Raw genomic sequence first — 17,544 nt, 5'->3', positions numbered from 1 at the left:
ATATTAAACGGTAAACATCTGGTTACATGAGAGAATGATTTTGAGGCTTTGGGTTGGTGGGTTGGCGGGTTGGTGTCGCTCCTACGGAGCTCGTAATATAATCATATCATTTTAGGTTTAGGTTTAGGTTTAGGTTTAGGTTTAGAAGGTAGGAAAGTTTTGCAGAGAGCTTGGGATGGGAAAAACCACCCCGTCAAAAAATCAAAGATTTTTCGACACCCCTCCAATGGAGGGGAATTTAATACAATTCCGTTGGTAGTGGCGACGACAGTCTAAGGCTGGTAAAAAATTAGAGGGCAATTCTCGAGGTTACAGAAAATTGAATGGATAAACTAGAATGTCTTTATTATATGATATTTATTAGCCCCGATGGGAATGGCATCCTTTTTTTTCAGTGGATTGAAAAAAGCGTGGGCAAAAAAAGATATAGTGGACAGCGGGAAATAGCTCCTGAAAAACATCCTATTATATATAGAAGGTTGTATCTCTAATTTATAATGCCCCCAAATTATATCATTGTATTATTAATCATTTTTCGGAAATTTTCAAAAATTTCCTGATTTAAAATAAGTTAACTCCAAAAATTTTCTTAGAACAAGAAATATCAGTAATTTTGAACGAGCATAATGGTATGAAAGGGAAGCTGAGTTTTGTTTTTTTATGGATTTTTATTTTTGGTTTTTCACAATCAAAAATTGCCGTATTTAATGATACCAATAAGGCTCCTATTGCCAACGCAAGTGTTTCATGTAACGGCAAACTTTTAGGTAAAACTGATGTTACGGGTTCTTTGGAACTTAAAACCAAATGTAAAAACGTTCAGATTGAAGCATCCGGTTTTTACAAAGAAAGCACTTTACTGGAAAATACCACACAAATCTATCTTACTCCAACTTCTTCTAAGACTTTTGCAATAGAAACGGTCATTCTTGAAGATAAGAGTGATCCCAGAGCTTTGGAAATTCTCAGAAAAGTAGATAAGTACTTTAAAAGCAACTCCCCAGAAAGTCTCGATTCTTATTCGTACAAATCTTATGAAAAGGTATCTCTGGATATCGACCAAGATAGTATTACTGCATTTAATAATGTATTCACGAATAATTTAGGTTTATTTAAAAATAATAAAAAAGAAGATTCTTTACAGGATGTTTCTGCCAGAAAAATCTTCGCCAATAGTAAATTATTTCTTTGGGAAAGAGCTCAGGAATTTTTGTACTCTAAAAAATACGGAGAAAAAATAAACATTCTCGACAACCGAATTTCCGGACTAAAGCAACCTATCTATGAAATGATTGCGCTGCAAAGCAACCGAAATAAAATGCCCAACCAGATCAAACAAGAAAATCGTGGTTTGTACCGTTTTTTCCTCACAGACAGCATTGAAATAGACGGAAGGGAGACTTATGTGATTCGCTTTCGTGAGGTCAATTATAAAAAGCCGATGAAAAAGAGAAAATTCAGCGGTTCTATTTATATTGATACTGAAACGTACGGCATCAAAAAAATAGAAAGCGTAAGCAAAGAGAAAAACGAAGGAAATATTACGAGCATTTGGGTTTACTTCAACAATAAGTGGTTTCTGTCTGAAAAAAGTGTAAAACTTCGTATGAGCCGAATGATGATGGGGCAAGACAATGAAAATCCTGAAAAAGAGAAAGAAAAAAAGAAAAGTTTCGGAACTTACGCTTATCTCAATTCAAAATATTTCAATTACATTTCTCCAATCGAAGAAGATCCGAAAGATTTTAAAGGCTATACTTTTTCGGTAAAAAATACAAGTGGAAACACCCTTCATCTTTATCGCCCAGAACCTTTATCTCCTAGAGAAAGTCATACTTACAAAACCATTGACAGTTTAGGAAAGGTCTATAAAATTGACCGAACAGCGAGAATTTTAACAGGTTTAATTAACGGGCAGGTTCGTGTAGGAAGTTTTGATCTTGATATTGGTGAGATCGTCAATTATAACTTATCTGAAGGTTTCAGATTGGGTTTAAAAGGAAAACTTAATGAAAATTTCGATCGTTATTTCTCTCCAGATTACTATTTCGCTTATGGTCTACGTGATGATAAATTCAAATATGGAATTGGAATTGATATGAAAACGACACTCGAAAAAAACTCTTATTTCCGAGTGGAATATTATGACGATGTAAATTCTTCAGGTGAATTTTACCGCCGACTTTGGACGTTCAGAATGCGTATGATGAATTATGGAAATAACATCAACAACGATAAATATTACCGTTACAAAGGCGCTTCTTTGTCTTATTTAAATGACGTTACCAACGGTTTAACGCTCGCTTTTGCAACAAGGAGAAATTCTGAAGAAGCTTTGTTTGACTATGATTTCCGCGGAAAAGGGGGAGCTTTTGAAAACTTCAATACTTTGGTGACGTTAAAATATTCCCCAAATTCAACCAATATTATGACACCACAGGGGAAATCTTTGATTGATCAAAAATATCCCGAGCTATATTTTAATTACGAGCAGAGTATGAAAGTTTTTGGTGGAGACTTTAATTATACCCGTTTTGATGCCTTATTTGTGCACAATTTCAAAACAAGATTGGGAACTACCGGCGTTCGTTTATACGGAGGTTTTCTTTTGGGTGAAGCACCAATTTGGAAAAATTTCACCACAAACGGACTAGCTTCTCCAAGCCGGGATATTAATTTTAACCTTACTTCTTATCTTGGTTTTGCTACATTGGAAGGTGGAAAATATTACAACGATAAATTTATTGCGTATTATTTCACTCATAAATTACCTTTCTACTTTAAAAGTATAGGTCAGAATGTGACAAGCTTTGATTTTGTGCTTCGAGGAACCATTGGAGATATGAAGCACCCCGAATATCACGATTACAGATTCGAAAAACTGGATCATTTGTATCAGGAAGTTGGTTTGGAATGGAATAATTTTTTATCTTCTTACTTCAACCTCGGATTATTTTACAGAGTTGGATACTACACAACAACCAATTTTAAACAAAATTTTGCAATACAGTTTAAATTAAAACTTCTTGAGTTTTAATCTAATTTTTGTATCTCTAAATATAACTCACATCCTTTTACCCACTTTAAAAATTGAAAAAACTTGTATAACTTTGTCGCTAAATTAACGCAGGGAAAATAATAAACAACAGTTTTAAGAATTAATATAAAAATGAAAAAAATAGAAATAAAAGCCGAACAGTTCTTTGAATTATTAAAACTAAAAGATACTTCGATGTGGTCTGTTTTTGCTCAAATGATCGATGGTGAAGAAAAAGAGATCATCTTTTTAGACAATGAAGAAAAAATACTTTTCAATTACATTCTTCCTTCAAATCCTGAAAAACTGGAAGAAGACCGTAAGGAATTTTCAAAGCAGTTTTCTGATAAACTATCAACCATGAATTAGATTAGAGGGTTTTAGCGTTGGAGAGTTTTAAAGATTTAGCAATTCTGAATAGCACAATTACTCCTTGACTCTAAAACTCTCCCACTCCAAGACACATTTCTTTGCTTCCGCAACATCGTGAACCCGAAGAATTTTGGCTGCTTGTTCTAAAACTTTTAAATGCAGTTTTTGAGTTTCTTCATTAATCTCTAAAGGTGACTTTCCTAAAGGTTTATAAATAAAAGATTTTCTTGAAATGCCTATCAGTAAAGGATATTTTCCAAAACCTAAGAACTCGACCTCATTGATCATTTTCATCTGATCTTCCACTGTTTTTCCAAATCCAAAACCGGGATCCAGAATAATATCTTTGATTCCTTTTTGAAGAAGTTTGTTTGTTTTTTTTGTAAAATACTGGTTCACACTCAATATAATATCTTCAAAATTCACTTTGTCATGCATTGTTTCGTAAGAAGGATTTACATGCATTAGAATATAAGGAAGTTTTGTTTCAGCAACGGTATCAAACATCTTTTCATCAAACTGTCCACCTGAAATATCATTCACCAGATCAATTCCTTCATTAAAACCAAATCTCACGGTTTCAGAATAAAAAGTATCCAGAGAAATTAAAGCTTCAGGAAACTCTTTTTTGATGTCTGAAATTACAGTTCCGATTCTTCTGATTTCCTCATCACTACTCAGAAATTCAGCATTCGGTCTTGTAGACTGTGGACCGATATCAATAATTTCTCCTCCCTCTTTCAATATTTTTTCAGCGTGTTGTAATGCTGATTTTTCATTATTAAATTTTCCGCCGTCAGAAAAAGAATCGGGCGTAAGATTTAGAATTCCCATGATTTTTGGCGAACTTAAATCGACTAGCCTACCGTTGCAATTTAATGAATGATCATTAATGAATGATGAATGATTTTCCATAACACAAAAATACGACTTCTGGCTTCTTACTTCCAAGTTATAGCCAAAAAACTGCGCCCTAATTCCTCTTACCTAAAACCTAATTTGTATCTTTGAAAGATTAAGAAAATTTATGTCAAAAACTTCAGTACAGTTCGGTAAAATTATCAATGAATGTCGTGATCTTTTCAGTAAAAAAATGCATGATTATGGTGCAGCTTGGAGAGTTTTACGCCCAAGTTCAATTACGGATCAAATCTACATTAAAGTCAACAGAATCCGTACGTTACAGATGACTGATGTAAAGATGATTGACGAAAGCGAGGAAGGAGAATTTATCGCCATCGTTAATTATTCAATTATCGGACTAATTCAGATGGAGAAAGGTCTTTCGAATGATTTTAATGAAAATCCTGAAGAAATTTTAAATCTTTATGATAAATATGCTGCTGAAGCGCAAGCTTTAATGGAAAAGAAAAATCATGATTACGGTGAAGCTTGGAGAGATATGAGAATTTCTTCCATCACCGATTTGATTTACCAAAAAGTTTTGAGAACCAAACAAATTGAAGACAACCAGGGAAAAACTTTGGTTTCTGAAGGTTTGGATGCCAATTATTTTGACATGCTGAATTATGCAGTTTTCTGTCTGATCAAATTTTCTGAACAAACAATTCCAAACGAACCCAAAAACTAATTAATATGATCAAAGGTTTATTACGTTTCATTATCGCTGTTATTTTCATCGCTTCAGGTTTTGTAAAAGCTGTAGACTTAGTAGGTTTTTCCTTTAAAATGGAGGAATATTTTTCGCCATCGGTCTTTAATATGCCGTTTTTGGAGAAATTCGCCTTGCTTTTTTCAATTATCGTGGTAGTTCTTGAACTATTCTTAGGCTTTTTATTGTTATTAAAATTAAAACTGAAATTCACACTTTCCGCGCTGATCGCACTTTGTATTTTCTTTGGATTTCTAACGTTTTATTCAGCATATTTTAATGTAGTAACCGATTGTGGATGCTTTGGTGATGCCATTAAATTTACACCTTGGGAAAGCTTTGTGAAAGACGTTGTACTTTTGGTTGGCCTGATTATTCTTTTTGTTTTATATAGAAAAGAATTCACGAAAAAAGATGTTTACGGAGACAGTAATAAACCCGAAAATAATAAATTAAAATCAGTTGCTTTTGGAGCATTCTGCGGAATTATGATTGTTATTATGACCATTGGAATTGTTAACGAGCCGATTATTGATTTCCGTGATTATAAAATCGGAACAGATCTGAAAGCTGAAAAAGCTAAGATCAATAAAAATCCTTCAGAATACAAAACTATCTACTCAATGAAAAACTCTAAAACTGGAGAAGTTTTAAAGGTAAATCAGGACGATTATGTAAACCAAACAAAATATTGGGAAGAAGGTTCTCCTTGGAAAATTGAAGAAGGTAAAAATGAATCTAAACTCGTTAAAGAAGGTTATAAATCTGAAATTGTAAAATTCAAAATCGAAGACCCTACCGGAATCGATTTAACTGACGAAATCATCAATGCTCCAAAAGCGATTTTAGTTTTTTCATATCATCCGAAAGAAGTTTCTCCAGAATTAATTAAAAACGTAGAAGCAAAAGTAAATGCTCAGAAAGGAGCTGTAATTTACGGTGTTTCTACTGATCAAAATACTTTTAAAATCATTAAAAATGCAATGATGGACGGTACAGCCATCAAAACCATTGCAAGAAGCAATCCTTTTGTACTGGTTTTAGAAAAAGGAAAAATTGTTGACAAACAGCCTGCGAAATACTATGTTGACTAAGGCTGTCAATTGTGAATGGTAAATTGTCAATTTTAAAACTAAGAAAACATTAAACATAAATATATAAAAATGCATAAATCAAATAAATCTATCGCCGGCTATCACTTATTAATGATACTTTCGTCTGTTGACGGAGAATTTGCTCCCGAAGAAGGAATGTTGGTACAGCAATATCTTGCTGACGAATTTCCATTTAAAATGAATCTAGACGATGAGCTGGAAACCATCGCATTGCTTAAGCCCGAAGAATGGAAAAATCATTTTGAATTTCACGGACGTTGTTTCCTTGAAGATTCTACGGAAAAAGAACGTTTAAATTTTATCAAGTTTGCTAAAACTCTTATTAAAGCCGATGATAAAGTGACTGATGAAGAACACACTTTCTACGTTCTATTGAAAAATCTTTGGAATCTGAAGTAAAAAATCACCGAAAAACGAAAGTTAACCATGAAAAAAATTTGCTTATCCCTATTAATAATAAGTATGAGTACAACTTCATTTCAGTCTCAGCTATTTCCTGATTTAAAAGCTCCAATTGCTGACAAAAAACAGCATTTGAGAAACATTCACGGTGATAAGGTGAATGATCCTTATTACTGGATGATCGATTTTTTCAAAAAAGGAAGAGATTCTACGCAGGTTGTAGAATATTTAACCTCTGAAAACTCTTACTGGGAAAGCATGATGAAAGACACGGAACCTTTCAGAGAAAAGCTTTTTCAGGAAATGAAAGCAAGAATTAAGGAAAAAGATGAGTCTGTACCCGTTTTCAGAAAAGGTTATTACTATTACACCCGAACTGAAACCGGAAAACAATACTTCAAATATTGTAGAAAAAAAGATCATCTCAGTGCTCCAGAAGAAATTCTTTTGGATGTAGATCAGCTTGCAGAAGGCCATGCTTATTATTCGGCATCAGGTTTCAGCATCAGCCCGGATAATACTAAAATGATTTACGGAGTTGATGATGTTTCAAGAAGACAGTATAAATTATTTTTAAAAGACCTTACTACCGGAAAAACAACCGATCTAGGAATTAAAAATACAGCAGGTTCTGCAACCTGGGCAAACGACAACAAAACCATTTTCTACACTGGAAAAAATCCTGAAACCCTTTTAACAGAGAAAATTTTCAGGCATTCTTTAGGAACTGATCCTTCAAAAGATGTTTTGGTATACGAAGAGAAAGACAAAACCAATTATATTGGCGTAGGAAAATCGAAGAACGAAAAAATCATTATGATCGTTTCTTCGGCGACAACTTCTTCAGAAACAAGATACATTAATGCAGATGAACCGAATGCCGCTTTCAAGGTTTTCCAACCGAGAATGAAAGATGTTTTGTATGATGTAACTCCTTTAGAAGATAAATTTTTGATTACAACCAATAAAGACGCGCTTAATTTCAAAGTGATGGAAACTCCTTTGGATAAAACAGGCGTTGAAAGCTGGAAAGATTTCATGCCACACAGAAAAGATGTTTTGATGGAGGGAATCAGTGAGTTTAAAAATTATCTGGTTTTCAGTGAAAGACAAAACGGACTTTCTCAATTGGTAATTTTGGATAGAAGAACGAATAAAAGAGAATTTTTAAAATTCGACGAAGCGGCTTATACTGTTTATCCATCAGGAAATCCTGAATACAATACAGACTATTTCAGATTCGGGTATACGTCGATGATTACTCCAAGTTCTCAATATGAGCAAAACTTGCAGACAGGAAAAAGAATTTTATTAAAGCAACAGGAAGTATTAGGAGGTTACAATAAAGCTAATTATGTCACCGAAAGACTTTTTGCTACAGCAAAAGACGGTACTAAAATCCCTATTTCCATTGTTTATAGAAAAGGATTAAAAAAGGACGGCAAAAACCCGCTTCTACTCTATGCTTACGGTTCTTACGGAAGCTCTATGGATGCGACATTCAGCAGTACTAGACTGAGTCTTCTAGACAGAGGTTTTGCTTTTGCGATCGCGCATATTCGTGGCGGACAAGAAATGGGAAGACAATGGTATGAAGACGGAAAAATGATGAAAAAGAAAAATACATTTACCGATTTCATCAACGTTGGAGAATATTTAGTTAAAGAAAAATACACCTCACCAAAACATTTGTATGCTCAGGGAGGAAGTGCAGGTGGACTTTTGATGGGCGCTGTTGTCAACATGAAACCCGAATTATGGAATGGAGCAATTGCACAAGTTCCGTTTGTGGATGTTGTTAACACCATGTTGGATGAAAGTATTCCTTTGACAACGAATGAATACGATGAATGGGGAAATCCTAACAACAAAGCAGCCTACGATTATATGAGATCTTATTCTCCATATGAAAATATTGAGCGAAAAAACTATCCGAATATTCTTGTTACAACAGGATTGCATGATTCTCAGGTACAATATTTTGAACCTGCAAAATGGGTAGCCAAATTAAGAGATTTAAAAACTGACAAAAATGTTTTATTCCTAAAAACCGATATGGAATACGGTCACGGTGGTGCTTCAGGAAGATTTGATTATTTGAAGGATATTGCTTTGGAATATGCATTTATGTTTAAACTGGAGGGAATTGATAAATAATATAAAACGGAATTAAAATTATAATTAAGACTTATTTTTAAACGCAATGTTCGCAAGGTAAATATTGAATAATAATCATTATTTCGTTCGCAAAGGCACTTCGTTCAGCAAAAGCTAATTGCGAACATAGCTGAGTGAAACACCTTTGCAAACGAAAAATGTTTTCAATTATTGTAACAAAAACTCTGCGAACATTGCGTTAAAATAATAATTGATATTTAAAAACAAAAGAAATAAAAAGATAATATAGAAACTATGAGAAGAAAAATAGTTGCAGGAAACTGGAAAATGAACAAAAACGTCATTGATGCTCAACAATTAATGATTCAATTACTAAGCTATAAAAACAACAATGCCACCAACTGTGAAGTTTGGATCGCACCGCCTTCTTTATATTTAATGATGGCAAAAGATATCTTCGAAAAAGGCGAAATCGGAGTTTTCTCACAAGATATGAGCGAATACGAAAGCGGCGCTTACACAGGTGAACTTTCTGCAGATATGCTAGAGTCTATCGATGCTACAGGATCTTTGATTGGTCATTCTGAAAGAAGACAATATCACGGTGAGAACGACGAAAGCTGCAACAAAAAAGTAAAACTAGCTTTAGATAAAGGTTTGATTCCTGTTTACTGTAATGGTGAAACTTTAGAGCAAAGAAAAGCTGGACAGCATCTTGACGTTGTAAAAGCACAAACTGAAATAGCACTTTTCACTCTTTCTGCAGAGGAAATCAAAAAAGTGGTGATTGCTTACGAACCAGTTTGGGCAATCGGAACAGGAGAAACTGCTACTCCGGAACAAGCGCAGGAAATTCACGCTCACATCAGAGGAATTATCGCTGAAAAATACGGACAGGAAGTTGCTGACGAAATTTCCATTCTTTACGGAGGTTCTGTAAAACCCGATAATGCAAAAGAAATTTTCTCTCAGCCTGATATCGACGGTGGTCTTATCGGTGGAGCTGCATTGAAATTGGAAGATTTCTCAAAGATTATTGAAGGTTTTAACTAAAAAATAAATTAAAAATTACATCAAATAAATAATGAAGAAATTTATCTTACTCTATTTTGGAATTCTTTTATTTGATGTAATTTATTCTGTTTTTTACAATTCTATTTTAACAGAAATAAAAATAGAATTTCTCAAATATCCTTTTATACTCATTAATTACCTGAGTTGCTCTCCGGCAATTTTTTTCAATAAATTATTACCATTTTACTTGCCTTTACCTACTTATAAGTTGGTTTTAATTCTTCTGGCAAATGTCTTTCTACAGACTCTTCTTGTTTATACTCTGTTTTTCAAAAAGAAAAATAATCAAAAACATACAGACTGAGTGATTTTAATTAGTTAATTCATAAAATTACAAAGCTTTATTAATTAATATCTGAACATAATGTTGATTAATAAAAATTAATACTAAAAACAAAGTCAATTTTTAAATAATATCTTTGCAAAAGTTTAAGGTTGAACCCATGCGTTCATTAATAGGGAATCAAGTGAAAAAATAATTCTTGAGCTGTACCCGCAACTGTAAGCTATTCAACTTATTATTAAGTACACCACTGAACTTCAGGTTTGGGAAGGTTATAATAAGATGCAAGCCAGGAGACCTGCCTTAAATCAATTTCAACTTTCGGGAAAAGAAGTTTATGAAATAAAAATCTTTTATAGATTTTTCATGATTGTTTTTTTCCTGTAGTGAAGTTTCGGGAGTAAAACTTTAATATAATTATATCATGAAGAAAATCTATTTTCTTATTCTTGCGTTTGTAATTTCTTTTACAAATGCTCAAACCGAGGGAGTCTTGGTACTCAACGAAGGCGGTATCGGAAGCAGTACTGCAGAAGTATCTTTTATTGACAATCAATCGGTTGTCACCAACAATTATTTTAAACTTAAAAACAATAATGCGACATTAGGCGATACTGGTCAGGACATTAAGGTTTTTGGCGATAAGATTTTTGTAGTTTTAAATTATTCCAATACCATAAAAGTCATAAACAAATCTGATTTTTCGTTGATTACAACGATTTCAACCAATCTTGCCAACCCAAGGTATATCGCTTTTAGCGGAAATAAATTCTATGTTACCAATTGGGGAAACAATACCTTGACAAACTACGTGTCAGTTTACAATCTTACAACTTACGCTCACGAAACAAACATTCCTGTAGGAGATGGTCCTGAAAAAATCTTCAGCAAAGACAACAAATTGTATGTTTTATTGAAAGGAGGTTACGGATTGAATAATTTTATGGATGTCATCAATACCACGACCAATACGGTAGAATCGCAGGTAAATGTAGGAGATTCACCAAATAGCATTTTTGAAAAAAATAATCTTTTGTATGTTATGAGCTCTGGAAATCCTTATGTTTCTACCTCTTTCGGAACATTGACGGTTTATAATACAACTACACAAACTACAGTTTCGAGCACTACATTTCCGGCAGGAGTAAAACCATTTTATATGGATACCGACGGTACGAATATTTATTACATGAATGGAGCATCAATCTACAAAACACCAATTGCTTCACCGTCTATTAACACCACTCCTATTGCTGTTACACCGATGACTGTAAATAGTTATGGTACTGCATACGGATTCAATATTGTTAATAATAAAATCTATGCAGCTGACCCTTCAGGATATGTTGCGGCAGGAAAAATCTATGCTTACGATTTGCAAGGTGCTTTATTGAATACTTTTACAGTAACTTCTTTACCAAATCAAATCATTGCTTATAATAATGCATCTCTTTCTACTATTGAAAGCACAAAAACATCAAAATTAATTGTATATCCAAATCCTACAAGTGACAGATTCTTTGTACAAGGCTTAAATTCTGGAAATATTCAGGTTTATGATCTAAATGGAAGAATTGTTATCAAGGAGAAATACAATGAAAAAGGAATTAATGTAAGCGCATTATCTAAAGGCGTTTATGTCGTGAAAATTACCGATAAGAATATCAACTTCAGCGAAAAGTTAATTATTAAGTAATTTTTAAAATGAAAAAGGCATCAAGTTTTCTATTTACTTTCATCGTTGCGCTGTATATGTCACAATTTACAGCCAACGATGTAAAGTTTTTTGTAGGTACAGGTTCAGAAACGGCATATTTTGTTGCCGATTTTAAAGACGGCACCGATGACAGATCATATGTTTGGGGGGTAAAATTCAATTCTGGGCAAAATATTACTGGTCCGCAAATGCTGCAGATGATAAAAACTGAAGAACCAGCATTTGATTTCGGAACAAGTTTCGGAGGAGGATTTTTAGATAAAGTTCAGTTTAATGACCATTCTGCACAGTCTGTTCCCGATTATTGGAGCTTATGGGCGGGTGATAATACAAACGGTTGGTCTATGGCAGGATGGATGAACAGCGGAACCATCTCAAACGGGGAATGGTATGGCGCAAGTTACGGTTTTAGCAATCCTACAGCTGAAGCTCCTGCAACAGCGATTCCTGCTTATAGTTCATTGTGGTATAATTCTTCGCAAATCATCAATTGGATAGGAACTGGAACCAATAAAAGTTTAGTGGTTGTTGATTTCGGAACTGATAACGCTAACGGAAATGCCAATTCCTTTGTTTTTGGAATTCAGTATAACGGAACCATTACGGCTGAACAGGCTTTACAGCTAATTGATGTACAAACAAATTCTTTCAGTTACAGTTCTGCAGTGAATCAGGTTTCAACATTGTCATTAAATTCTTTTTCAGGAACAGCAAGCGGAACAAACACCTGGAAATTATATAAAGGAACCAATTTATCAAACTGGAAAACCAATGCTGATCTTTCAACGATCACTTTAAATAATAACGATTGGTTTGGATTAAGTTTCGGAACAAGAAGACCTTTTACTCCAACTGAAGCAAACATAACTTTAAGTGTTTCTGATGCTGTAAAACAAAGCTTTAAAATTTACCCAAATCCTGCGAGTGATCTTGTGATCATTGAAACTCAGGATAACATTAAAGATATCAACATCTATTCTGTTTCCGGGCAAAAAGTTTTGAATACCCAAAATAAAAAGATCAATATTCAAAGTTTGAAATCGGGAGTTTATTTGATTGAAATTAAAACAGACTGGTCAACAACTACCCATAAGATCATCAAAAAATAAATCAACATAGAGCATCTTTATGATGCTCTTTTTTTCACTTTAAAATTCATCAATGAAAAGATCAATACTACTTTTTTTAATTTTTATATTTCAGCTTTCATTTGCTCAACTTACCGAAAATGATGTCAAATTCTGGGTAGGAACAGGTTCTAAAAAAGCTTATCTAATCGCAGATTTCAACGATTCAGACAATCCTACTTCTTATATTTGGGGCTACAGATTTGATTCTACCACTTTAACAATGGAAGATTTAATCAATGCAATCGACGCGGCAGACCCGAAAGTTACCGCAGAAGTACCGAGCGGTTTTTTATATAGTTTTGATTATAATCACCACACTCCAAGTACTGATGATTACTGGTCGACCTGGTCGGGAACTGCTTCAAATAACATGACTGCAAATAATGGTGTCAATAATGATCCGTTAGTTGACGGTAAATGGTATGGAATGTCTTATGGATATGGTTTTACTCCGGGAACAACATTGGGCCCGCCTTCTGCTCCGGTTCCTGCGTATAATTCTGCATGGTTTAATTCATCTCAAATTATTAATTGGATCGGAACAGGAACGAATAAAAGTATCGTTGTTGTAGATTTCAATACAAATAATTCAAATGGAAATGCTGATTCTTTTGCTTTTGGAATTCAATACAACGGAACTATTACAGCAGAACAGGCTTTACAACTAATCGATGCTCAAGTGAGTGAATTTAATTACACTTCAGCAGCCAACCAGATTTCTTCATTATCATTAAATAATTTTTCAGGAAACTCAACAGTAAACGATTCTTGGAAATTATACAAAGGAAAAGACCTTTCAAGCTGGAGAGGACAGGCCGATCTTTCACAAATTCAGCTTACCAATAACGATTGGTTCGGATTAAGTTTTGGAACAAGAATACCGTTTACTCCAACCGTTGCCAATGTAACTTTAAGTGTTTCAGATGCTGTGAAACAAAACTTTAAGATTTATCCAAATCCAGCTACAGATCTTGTGATTATTGAAACTCAGGATAATATTAAAGATATTAACATCTACTCTATTTCTGGGCAAAGAGTGATGAATACTCAGAATAAAAAGATCAATATCCAAAGCTTACAGTCGGGTGTTTATTTTGTTGAAATTAAAACTGAAAAATCAGTGTCCACTCATAAGATCATCAAAAAATAAGCAATTCTAAAAACACGATCAAAAAAAAAGATCGGCGCACCCTTTGGATGCGCCGATCTTGTATAATAACTTGATAGATTATTTCTTCTCTTTTGATCTTTGTAGAACCTCATCTACCATTCCAAAATCTTTTGCTTCGGTAGAGGTCATCCAGTAATCTCTGTCTGAAGCTTTCTCAACCCACTCGTAACTTTGCCCTGAATGTTCAGAAATAATGTCATACAACTCTTTTTTAAGCTTCAACATTTCTCTTAAATTGATCTCCATATCAGAAGCAACCCCTTGAGCACCACCAGAAGGTTGGTGGATCATCACTCTTGAGTGTTTTAAAGCAGAACGTTTTCCTTTTTCACCTGCAACCAATAGAACAGCTCCCATAGAAGCAGCAATACCTGTACAGATCGTAGCAACATCCGGCTTGATGATCTGCATTGTGTCATAAATTCCTAAACCAGCATAAACACTTCCACCAGGAGAGTTAATGTAGATCTGAATGTCTTTTGAAGGATCTGCACTTTCTAAGAATAGCAACTGCGCTGTTACAATATTTGCAACCTGATCGTCAATTCCTGTTCCTAAGAAAATGATTCTGTCCATCATCAAACGAGAGAAAACGTCCATTTGAGCAACGTTTAATCTTCTTTCCTCCATAATGTAAGGTGTAAGATTGGTAGGATTGAACATTCCCATATACTGATCGGTTACCAAACCGTTATTTCCCAAGTGTTTTGTAGAGAAATCTCTGAATTCTTTTTTAATGTCCATATTTCTATTGGTATTATTTTTAAAATTTATTTGAAATGTAAATTACAACTTTTATTCCTAAAAATTTATAAGACTTTTTGTCAGTTTAGATTGCTGCCTTTAGGTTGTAGGATTTAGATTGCAGGTTTTAGGTTTAAGCTTCCAAATTTTTTCACAAAATTAAACCTAATATTTCTTTTCAATTGCTCTTATGAATTATTAACTCTTAAAAAACTGAATATCAAACCAAAAACAATCAATGAACTATCGCTTTCTGTCAACATAGATTCCTTTGATTGGCGAATATTCTATAATCTCGCTCAGTCTCATAGAAGCTTGTTTTAGTAATGTAATCTTTTTAATGAGTTCGAAATATTTTACCTCATCGGTACTGCTGTATTTTTCTAGCTCAGCGATCGTTTCTTTAATTAAATAATCAATGTAGCGATATTTATGTAAAAGAACATCACCTTTAATTTGTTCGGCAACTTTATCACCATAATTGGGCGGGTGAATATTTCGGGAACTCCAATTTTCTAGATCATCTAAGGGAATCAACGCATCAACCACTTTTGTGGTGATCTTTTCGTCCATAAAACTGACAAAAAAGCTTCCACTTCTAAGCTCGTCATTCTGAATACCTTCTTTCACCTGATCGATGATGATCTCATTGCCTTTTACCAAAAACTGATATTGCTCTTCCTCAAAATGATGCAGAATTTCTTCAATGACGGTGATCTGATATTCGTTATTATTATCATCTTTTCGTTTTAAAACAACATCACCGAACATCAGCATATGATCGACCAGTTTGTTTTCCATAAATAAAACATCAAACAAAAATGGGTCGCCTTTTTCTTCATCAAAAGGTACGATCTCCATTTTTACAGGAGCTGCGCTTTCTTTTTGCTGTTGTGCGTGCTGATTTTGGTTTTGAGTAACCTGTCTCTGAACGTCAAGCTCATTAAATAAACTCTGCTCAGAAAGACCAAATTTATTGGAAACTTCTTTCAGGTAAACTTCCCTTTTTAAAGCATTTTGTACGAAACCAACCGATTTTACAATATCTCGGATTGCTTCAGCCTTTTTTATCGGATCATTTCCAACTTCTTTTAAAAGAATTTCAGCTTTAAAATCGATAAAATCTAATGCCTGGTTTTCGATGAATTTTTCAACATATTCCTGCGGATGTTTTCTCGCAAAAGAATCGGGATCATCACCATCCGGAAACAGAAGAACTCTGATGTTCATCCCTTCTGTTAAAAGCATATCAATACTTCTGAAACTCGCTTTAATTCCTGCATTATCACCATCAAAAAGAATCGTCACATTTTCTGTGAGCCTTTTGATAAGCTTAATTTGTTCGGTCGTTAAAGAAGTTCCGGAACTCGCTACAACGTTTTCAATTCCGGACATATGAAGTGATATCACATCCATATAACCTTCCACTAGAAGACAGATATTTTTTCTGGAAATCGCCTGCTTGCTTTGGTTTAAACCATAAAGAACATTCGATTTGTGATAAATTTCTGTTTCCGGAGAATTGAGATATTTAGCCGTTTTAATATTATTTCTAAGAATTCTGGCTCCAAAACCTAAAACTCTGCCCGAAAAACTATGGATCGGGAACATTACCCGCTCGCGAAAACGGTCAATTCCGTTCGGAGCATTTTCAGGAAAAATAGAAAGTCCGGATTTTTCTAAGATCTCTTTAGAATAGCCTTTTTCAAGAGCAAATTCTGTAAAAGAATTTTTCTTTTCGGGTGAAAAACCAAGTTGAAACTTTTTAATGATATCATCTTTCAGTTCACGCTCTCTAAAGTACGAAAGACCGATTGCTCTTCCTTCGTCATTTTCCCAAAGAATATTCTGGAAATAATCATTTGCAACTTCATGTATCTTATAAAGAATATCTCTTTCAGACTGAGCATTTTTTGCTTCTTCAGAAAACTCGCGCTGATCTTCAGCAATTTCAATTCCGTATTTTTTTGCGGCGTGACGAAGTGCTTCAGGATAGGTAAAGTTTTCAATCTCCATTAAAAAAGAGATTGCCGTTCCTCCTTTTCCGGTCGAAAAATCTTTCCAAATTTGCTTACTTGGTGAAACTACAAAACTTGGCGATTTTTCTTCATGAAACGGGCTCAGACCTTTAAAATTCGATCCCGCTCTCTTCAACTGTACATATTCGCCAACGATCTCTTCTACTCGGATCGTTGAAAATATTTTATCTATCGTCTCTTTGGAAATCATGTAGCAAAAATACGAATTTCAATATTGGTTTGGGCTAATTTTGTAGTACTCTAAAATTTTCTTTTTTGAAAAGTCACTAAGCTTTATAGCTAAACCTTTGTCTCTATATTTCCAAAATTCTAATCTATCATCTGCAAATAATGTATCTTTCTCTTTGATAAAAACAAATGAATAATTACCATCATCAAAATCTAAAACTTGATTTTTAGCTATAATTTTATTCTTAATTTCAGATAACTCTTTTTTTACAATTTTACTATGGATTGGTGTATGCGTCATTTCTTCATCTTTTTCAAAAAAAATCTGTAGAGAAGAAGACCAAGTATGATTTTTATCTGAATTTAAACCATTGTAATAATGCAAAGCAACCTCATGATTATGACATGATGTAATAATTAGAAATACAAGGATTGAATACTTCAACTTCATTTTATATTTACTTAAAATATTTTATTATGTATATCCGTAATCATCCATAATTTCGTATATTTGTTTGTTATATAATAAGTTAGATGGATATATTTAGTTTTACGGCTGATT

At 33.8% G+C, this 17,544-nt stretch carries 14 protein-coding genes and 1 riboswitch; of the genes, 10 read left to right on the top strand and 4 right to left on the bottom strand.

The features are described 5' to 3' along the window. Positions 1–613: 613 nt before the first annotated feature. On the top strand, positions 614–3,037 hold the full coding sequence (locus tag AB671_RS18975) for a hypothetical protein (protein ID WP_228390902.1): 2,424 nt from the start codon (positions 614–616) through the stop codon (positions 3,035–3,037). Positions 3,038–3,169: 132 nt separating this feature from the next. After that, complete coding sequence (locus AB671_RS18970) at positions 3,170–3,406, top strand: hypothetical protein (RefSeq protein ID WP_066676699.1); 237 nt, start codon at positions 3,170–3,172, stop codon at positions 3,404–3,406. A 57-nt stretch (positions 3,407–3,463) separates the two neighbouring features. On the opposite strand, the gene folP is transcribed toward AB671_RS18970, so the two are convergent. After that, positions 3,464–4,324 carry a dihydropteroate synthase gene (gene folP, locus AB671_RS18965; RefSeq protein ID WP_066676701.1) on the bottom strand — a complete coding sequence of 287 codons (861 nt, stop codon included), beginning with the start codon at positions 4,322–4,324 and terminating at the stop codon, positions 3,464–3,466. Between the two features lie 112 nt (positions 4,325–4,436). On the opposite strand from folP, the gene AB671_RS18960 reads away from it, so the two are divergent. From AB671_RS18960 to AB671_RS18920, 8 genes are all read left to right on the top strand, one after another. Continuing rightward, positions 4,437–5,000: a DUF1599 domain-containing protein gene (locus AB671_RS18960; protein ID WP_066676703.1), complete on the top strand. Its 564-nt coding sequence runs from the start codon at positions 4,437–4,439 to the stop codon at positions 4,998–5,000. A gap of 5 nt (positions 5,001–5,005) precedes the next feature. After that, positions 5,006–6,115: a BT_3928 family protein gene (locus AB671_RS18955; protein WP_066676705.1), complete on the top strand. Its 1,110-nt coding sequence runs from the start codon at positions 5,006–5,008 to the stop codon at positions 6,113–6,115. A 69-nt stretch (positions 6,116–6,184) separates the two neighbouring features. Further along, the gene (locus AB671_RS18950) at positions 6,185–6,535 is read left to right on the top strand and encodes a hypothetical protein (RefSeq protein ID WP_066676707.1); all 351 of its coding nucleotides are present in this window, start codon (positions 6,185–6,187) and stop codon (positions 6,533–6,535) included. Between the two features lie 27 nt (positions 6,536–6,562). After that, positions 6,563–8,695 (top strand): S9 family peptidase, encoded by a 2,133-nt coding sequence (locus AB671_RS18945; RefSeq protein ID WP_066676709.1) that lies wholly within the window; start codon positions 6,563–6,565, stop codon positions 8,693–8,695. Between the two features lie 255 nt (positions 8,696–8,950). Further along, the gene (gene tpiA / locus AB671_RS18940; RefSeq protein ID WP_066676711.1) at positions 8,951–9,709 is read left to right on the top strand and encodes a triose-phosphate isomerase; all 759 of its coding nucleotides are present in this window, start codon (positions 8,951–8,953) and stop codon (positions 9,707–9,709) included. Between the two features lie 436 nt (positions 9,710–10,145). Beyond that, positions 10,146–10,334: riboswitch (cobalamin riboswitch) on the top strand. A gap of 103 nt (positions 10,335–10,437) precedes the next feature. Continuing rightward, a complete protein-coding gene (locus AB671_RS18930) occupies positions 10,438–11,709 on the top strand; it encodes a YncE family protein (RefSeq protein ID WP_066676713.1) in 1,272 nt (423 codons plus the stop codon). Positions 11,710–11,717: 8 nt separating this feature from the next. Then, positions 11,718–12,839 carry a T9SS type A sorting domain-containing protein gene (locus tag AB671_RS18925; RefSeq protein ID WP_066676714.1) on the top strand — a complete coding sequence of 374 codons (1,122 nt, stop codon included), beginning with the start codon at positions 11,718–11,720 and terminating at the stop codon, positions 12,837–12,839. A 52-nt stretch (positions 12,840–12,891) separates the two neighbouring features. Continuing rightward, positions 12,892–14,010, top strand: a complete 1,119-nt coding sequence (locus tag AB671_RS18920) for a T9SS type A sorting domain-containing protein (protein ID WP_066676719.1) — start codon at positions 12,892–12,894, stop codon at positions 14,008–14,010. Positions 14,011–14,088: 78 nt separating this feature from the next. On the opposite strand, the gene clpP is transcribed toward AB671_RS18920, so the two are convergent. The 3 genes from clpP to AB671_RS18905 form a co-directional block, all read right to left on the bottom strand. After that, positions 14,089–14,775, bottom strand: coding sequence for an ATP-dependent Clp endopeptidase proteolytic subunit ClpP (clpP, locus tag AB671_RS18915; RefSeq protein ID WP_066676722.1), 687 nt, complete (start codon positions 14,773–14,775; stop codon positions 14,089–14,091). Positions 14,776–15,018: 243 nt separating this feature from the next. Next, positions 15,019–17,004, bottom strand: a complete 1,986-nt coding sequence (dnaG, locus tag AB671_RS18910; RefSeq protein ID WP_066676723.1) for a DNA primase — start codon at positions 17,002–17,004, stop codon at positions 15,019–15,021. A gap of 18 nt (positions 17,005–17,022) precedes the next feature. Beyond that, positions 17,023–17,433: a hypothetical protein gene (locus AB671_RS18905; RefSeq protein ID WP_066676725.1), complete on the bottom strand. Its 411-nt coding sequence runs from the start codon at positions 17,431–17,433 to the stop codon at positions 17,023–17,025. Positions 17,434–17,544 lie beyond the last annotated feature (111 nt).

Origin of the sequence: Chryseobacterium sp. BGARF1 (genome assembly GCF_001677955.1) — a bacterium.
Lineage (GTDB): Bacteria > Bacteroidota > Bacteroidia > Flavobacteriales > Weeksellaceae > Chryseobacterium.
The sequence above is the reverse complement of the archived record's forward strand: the minus strand, read 5'-3'. Positions and strand labels throughout refer to the sequence as shown.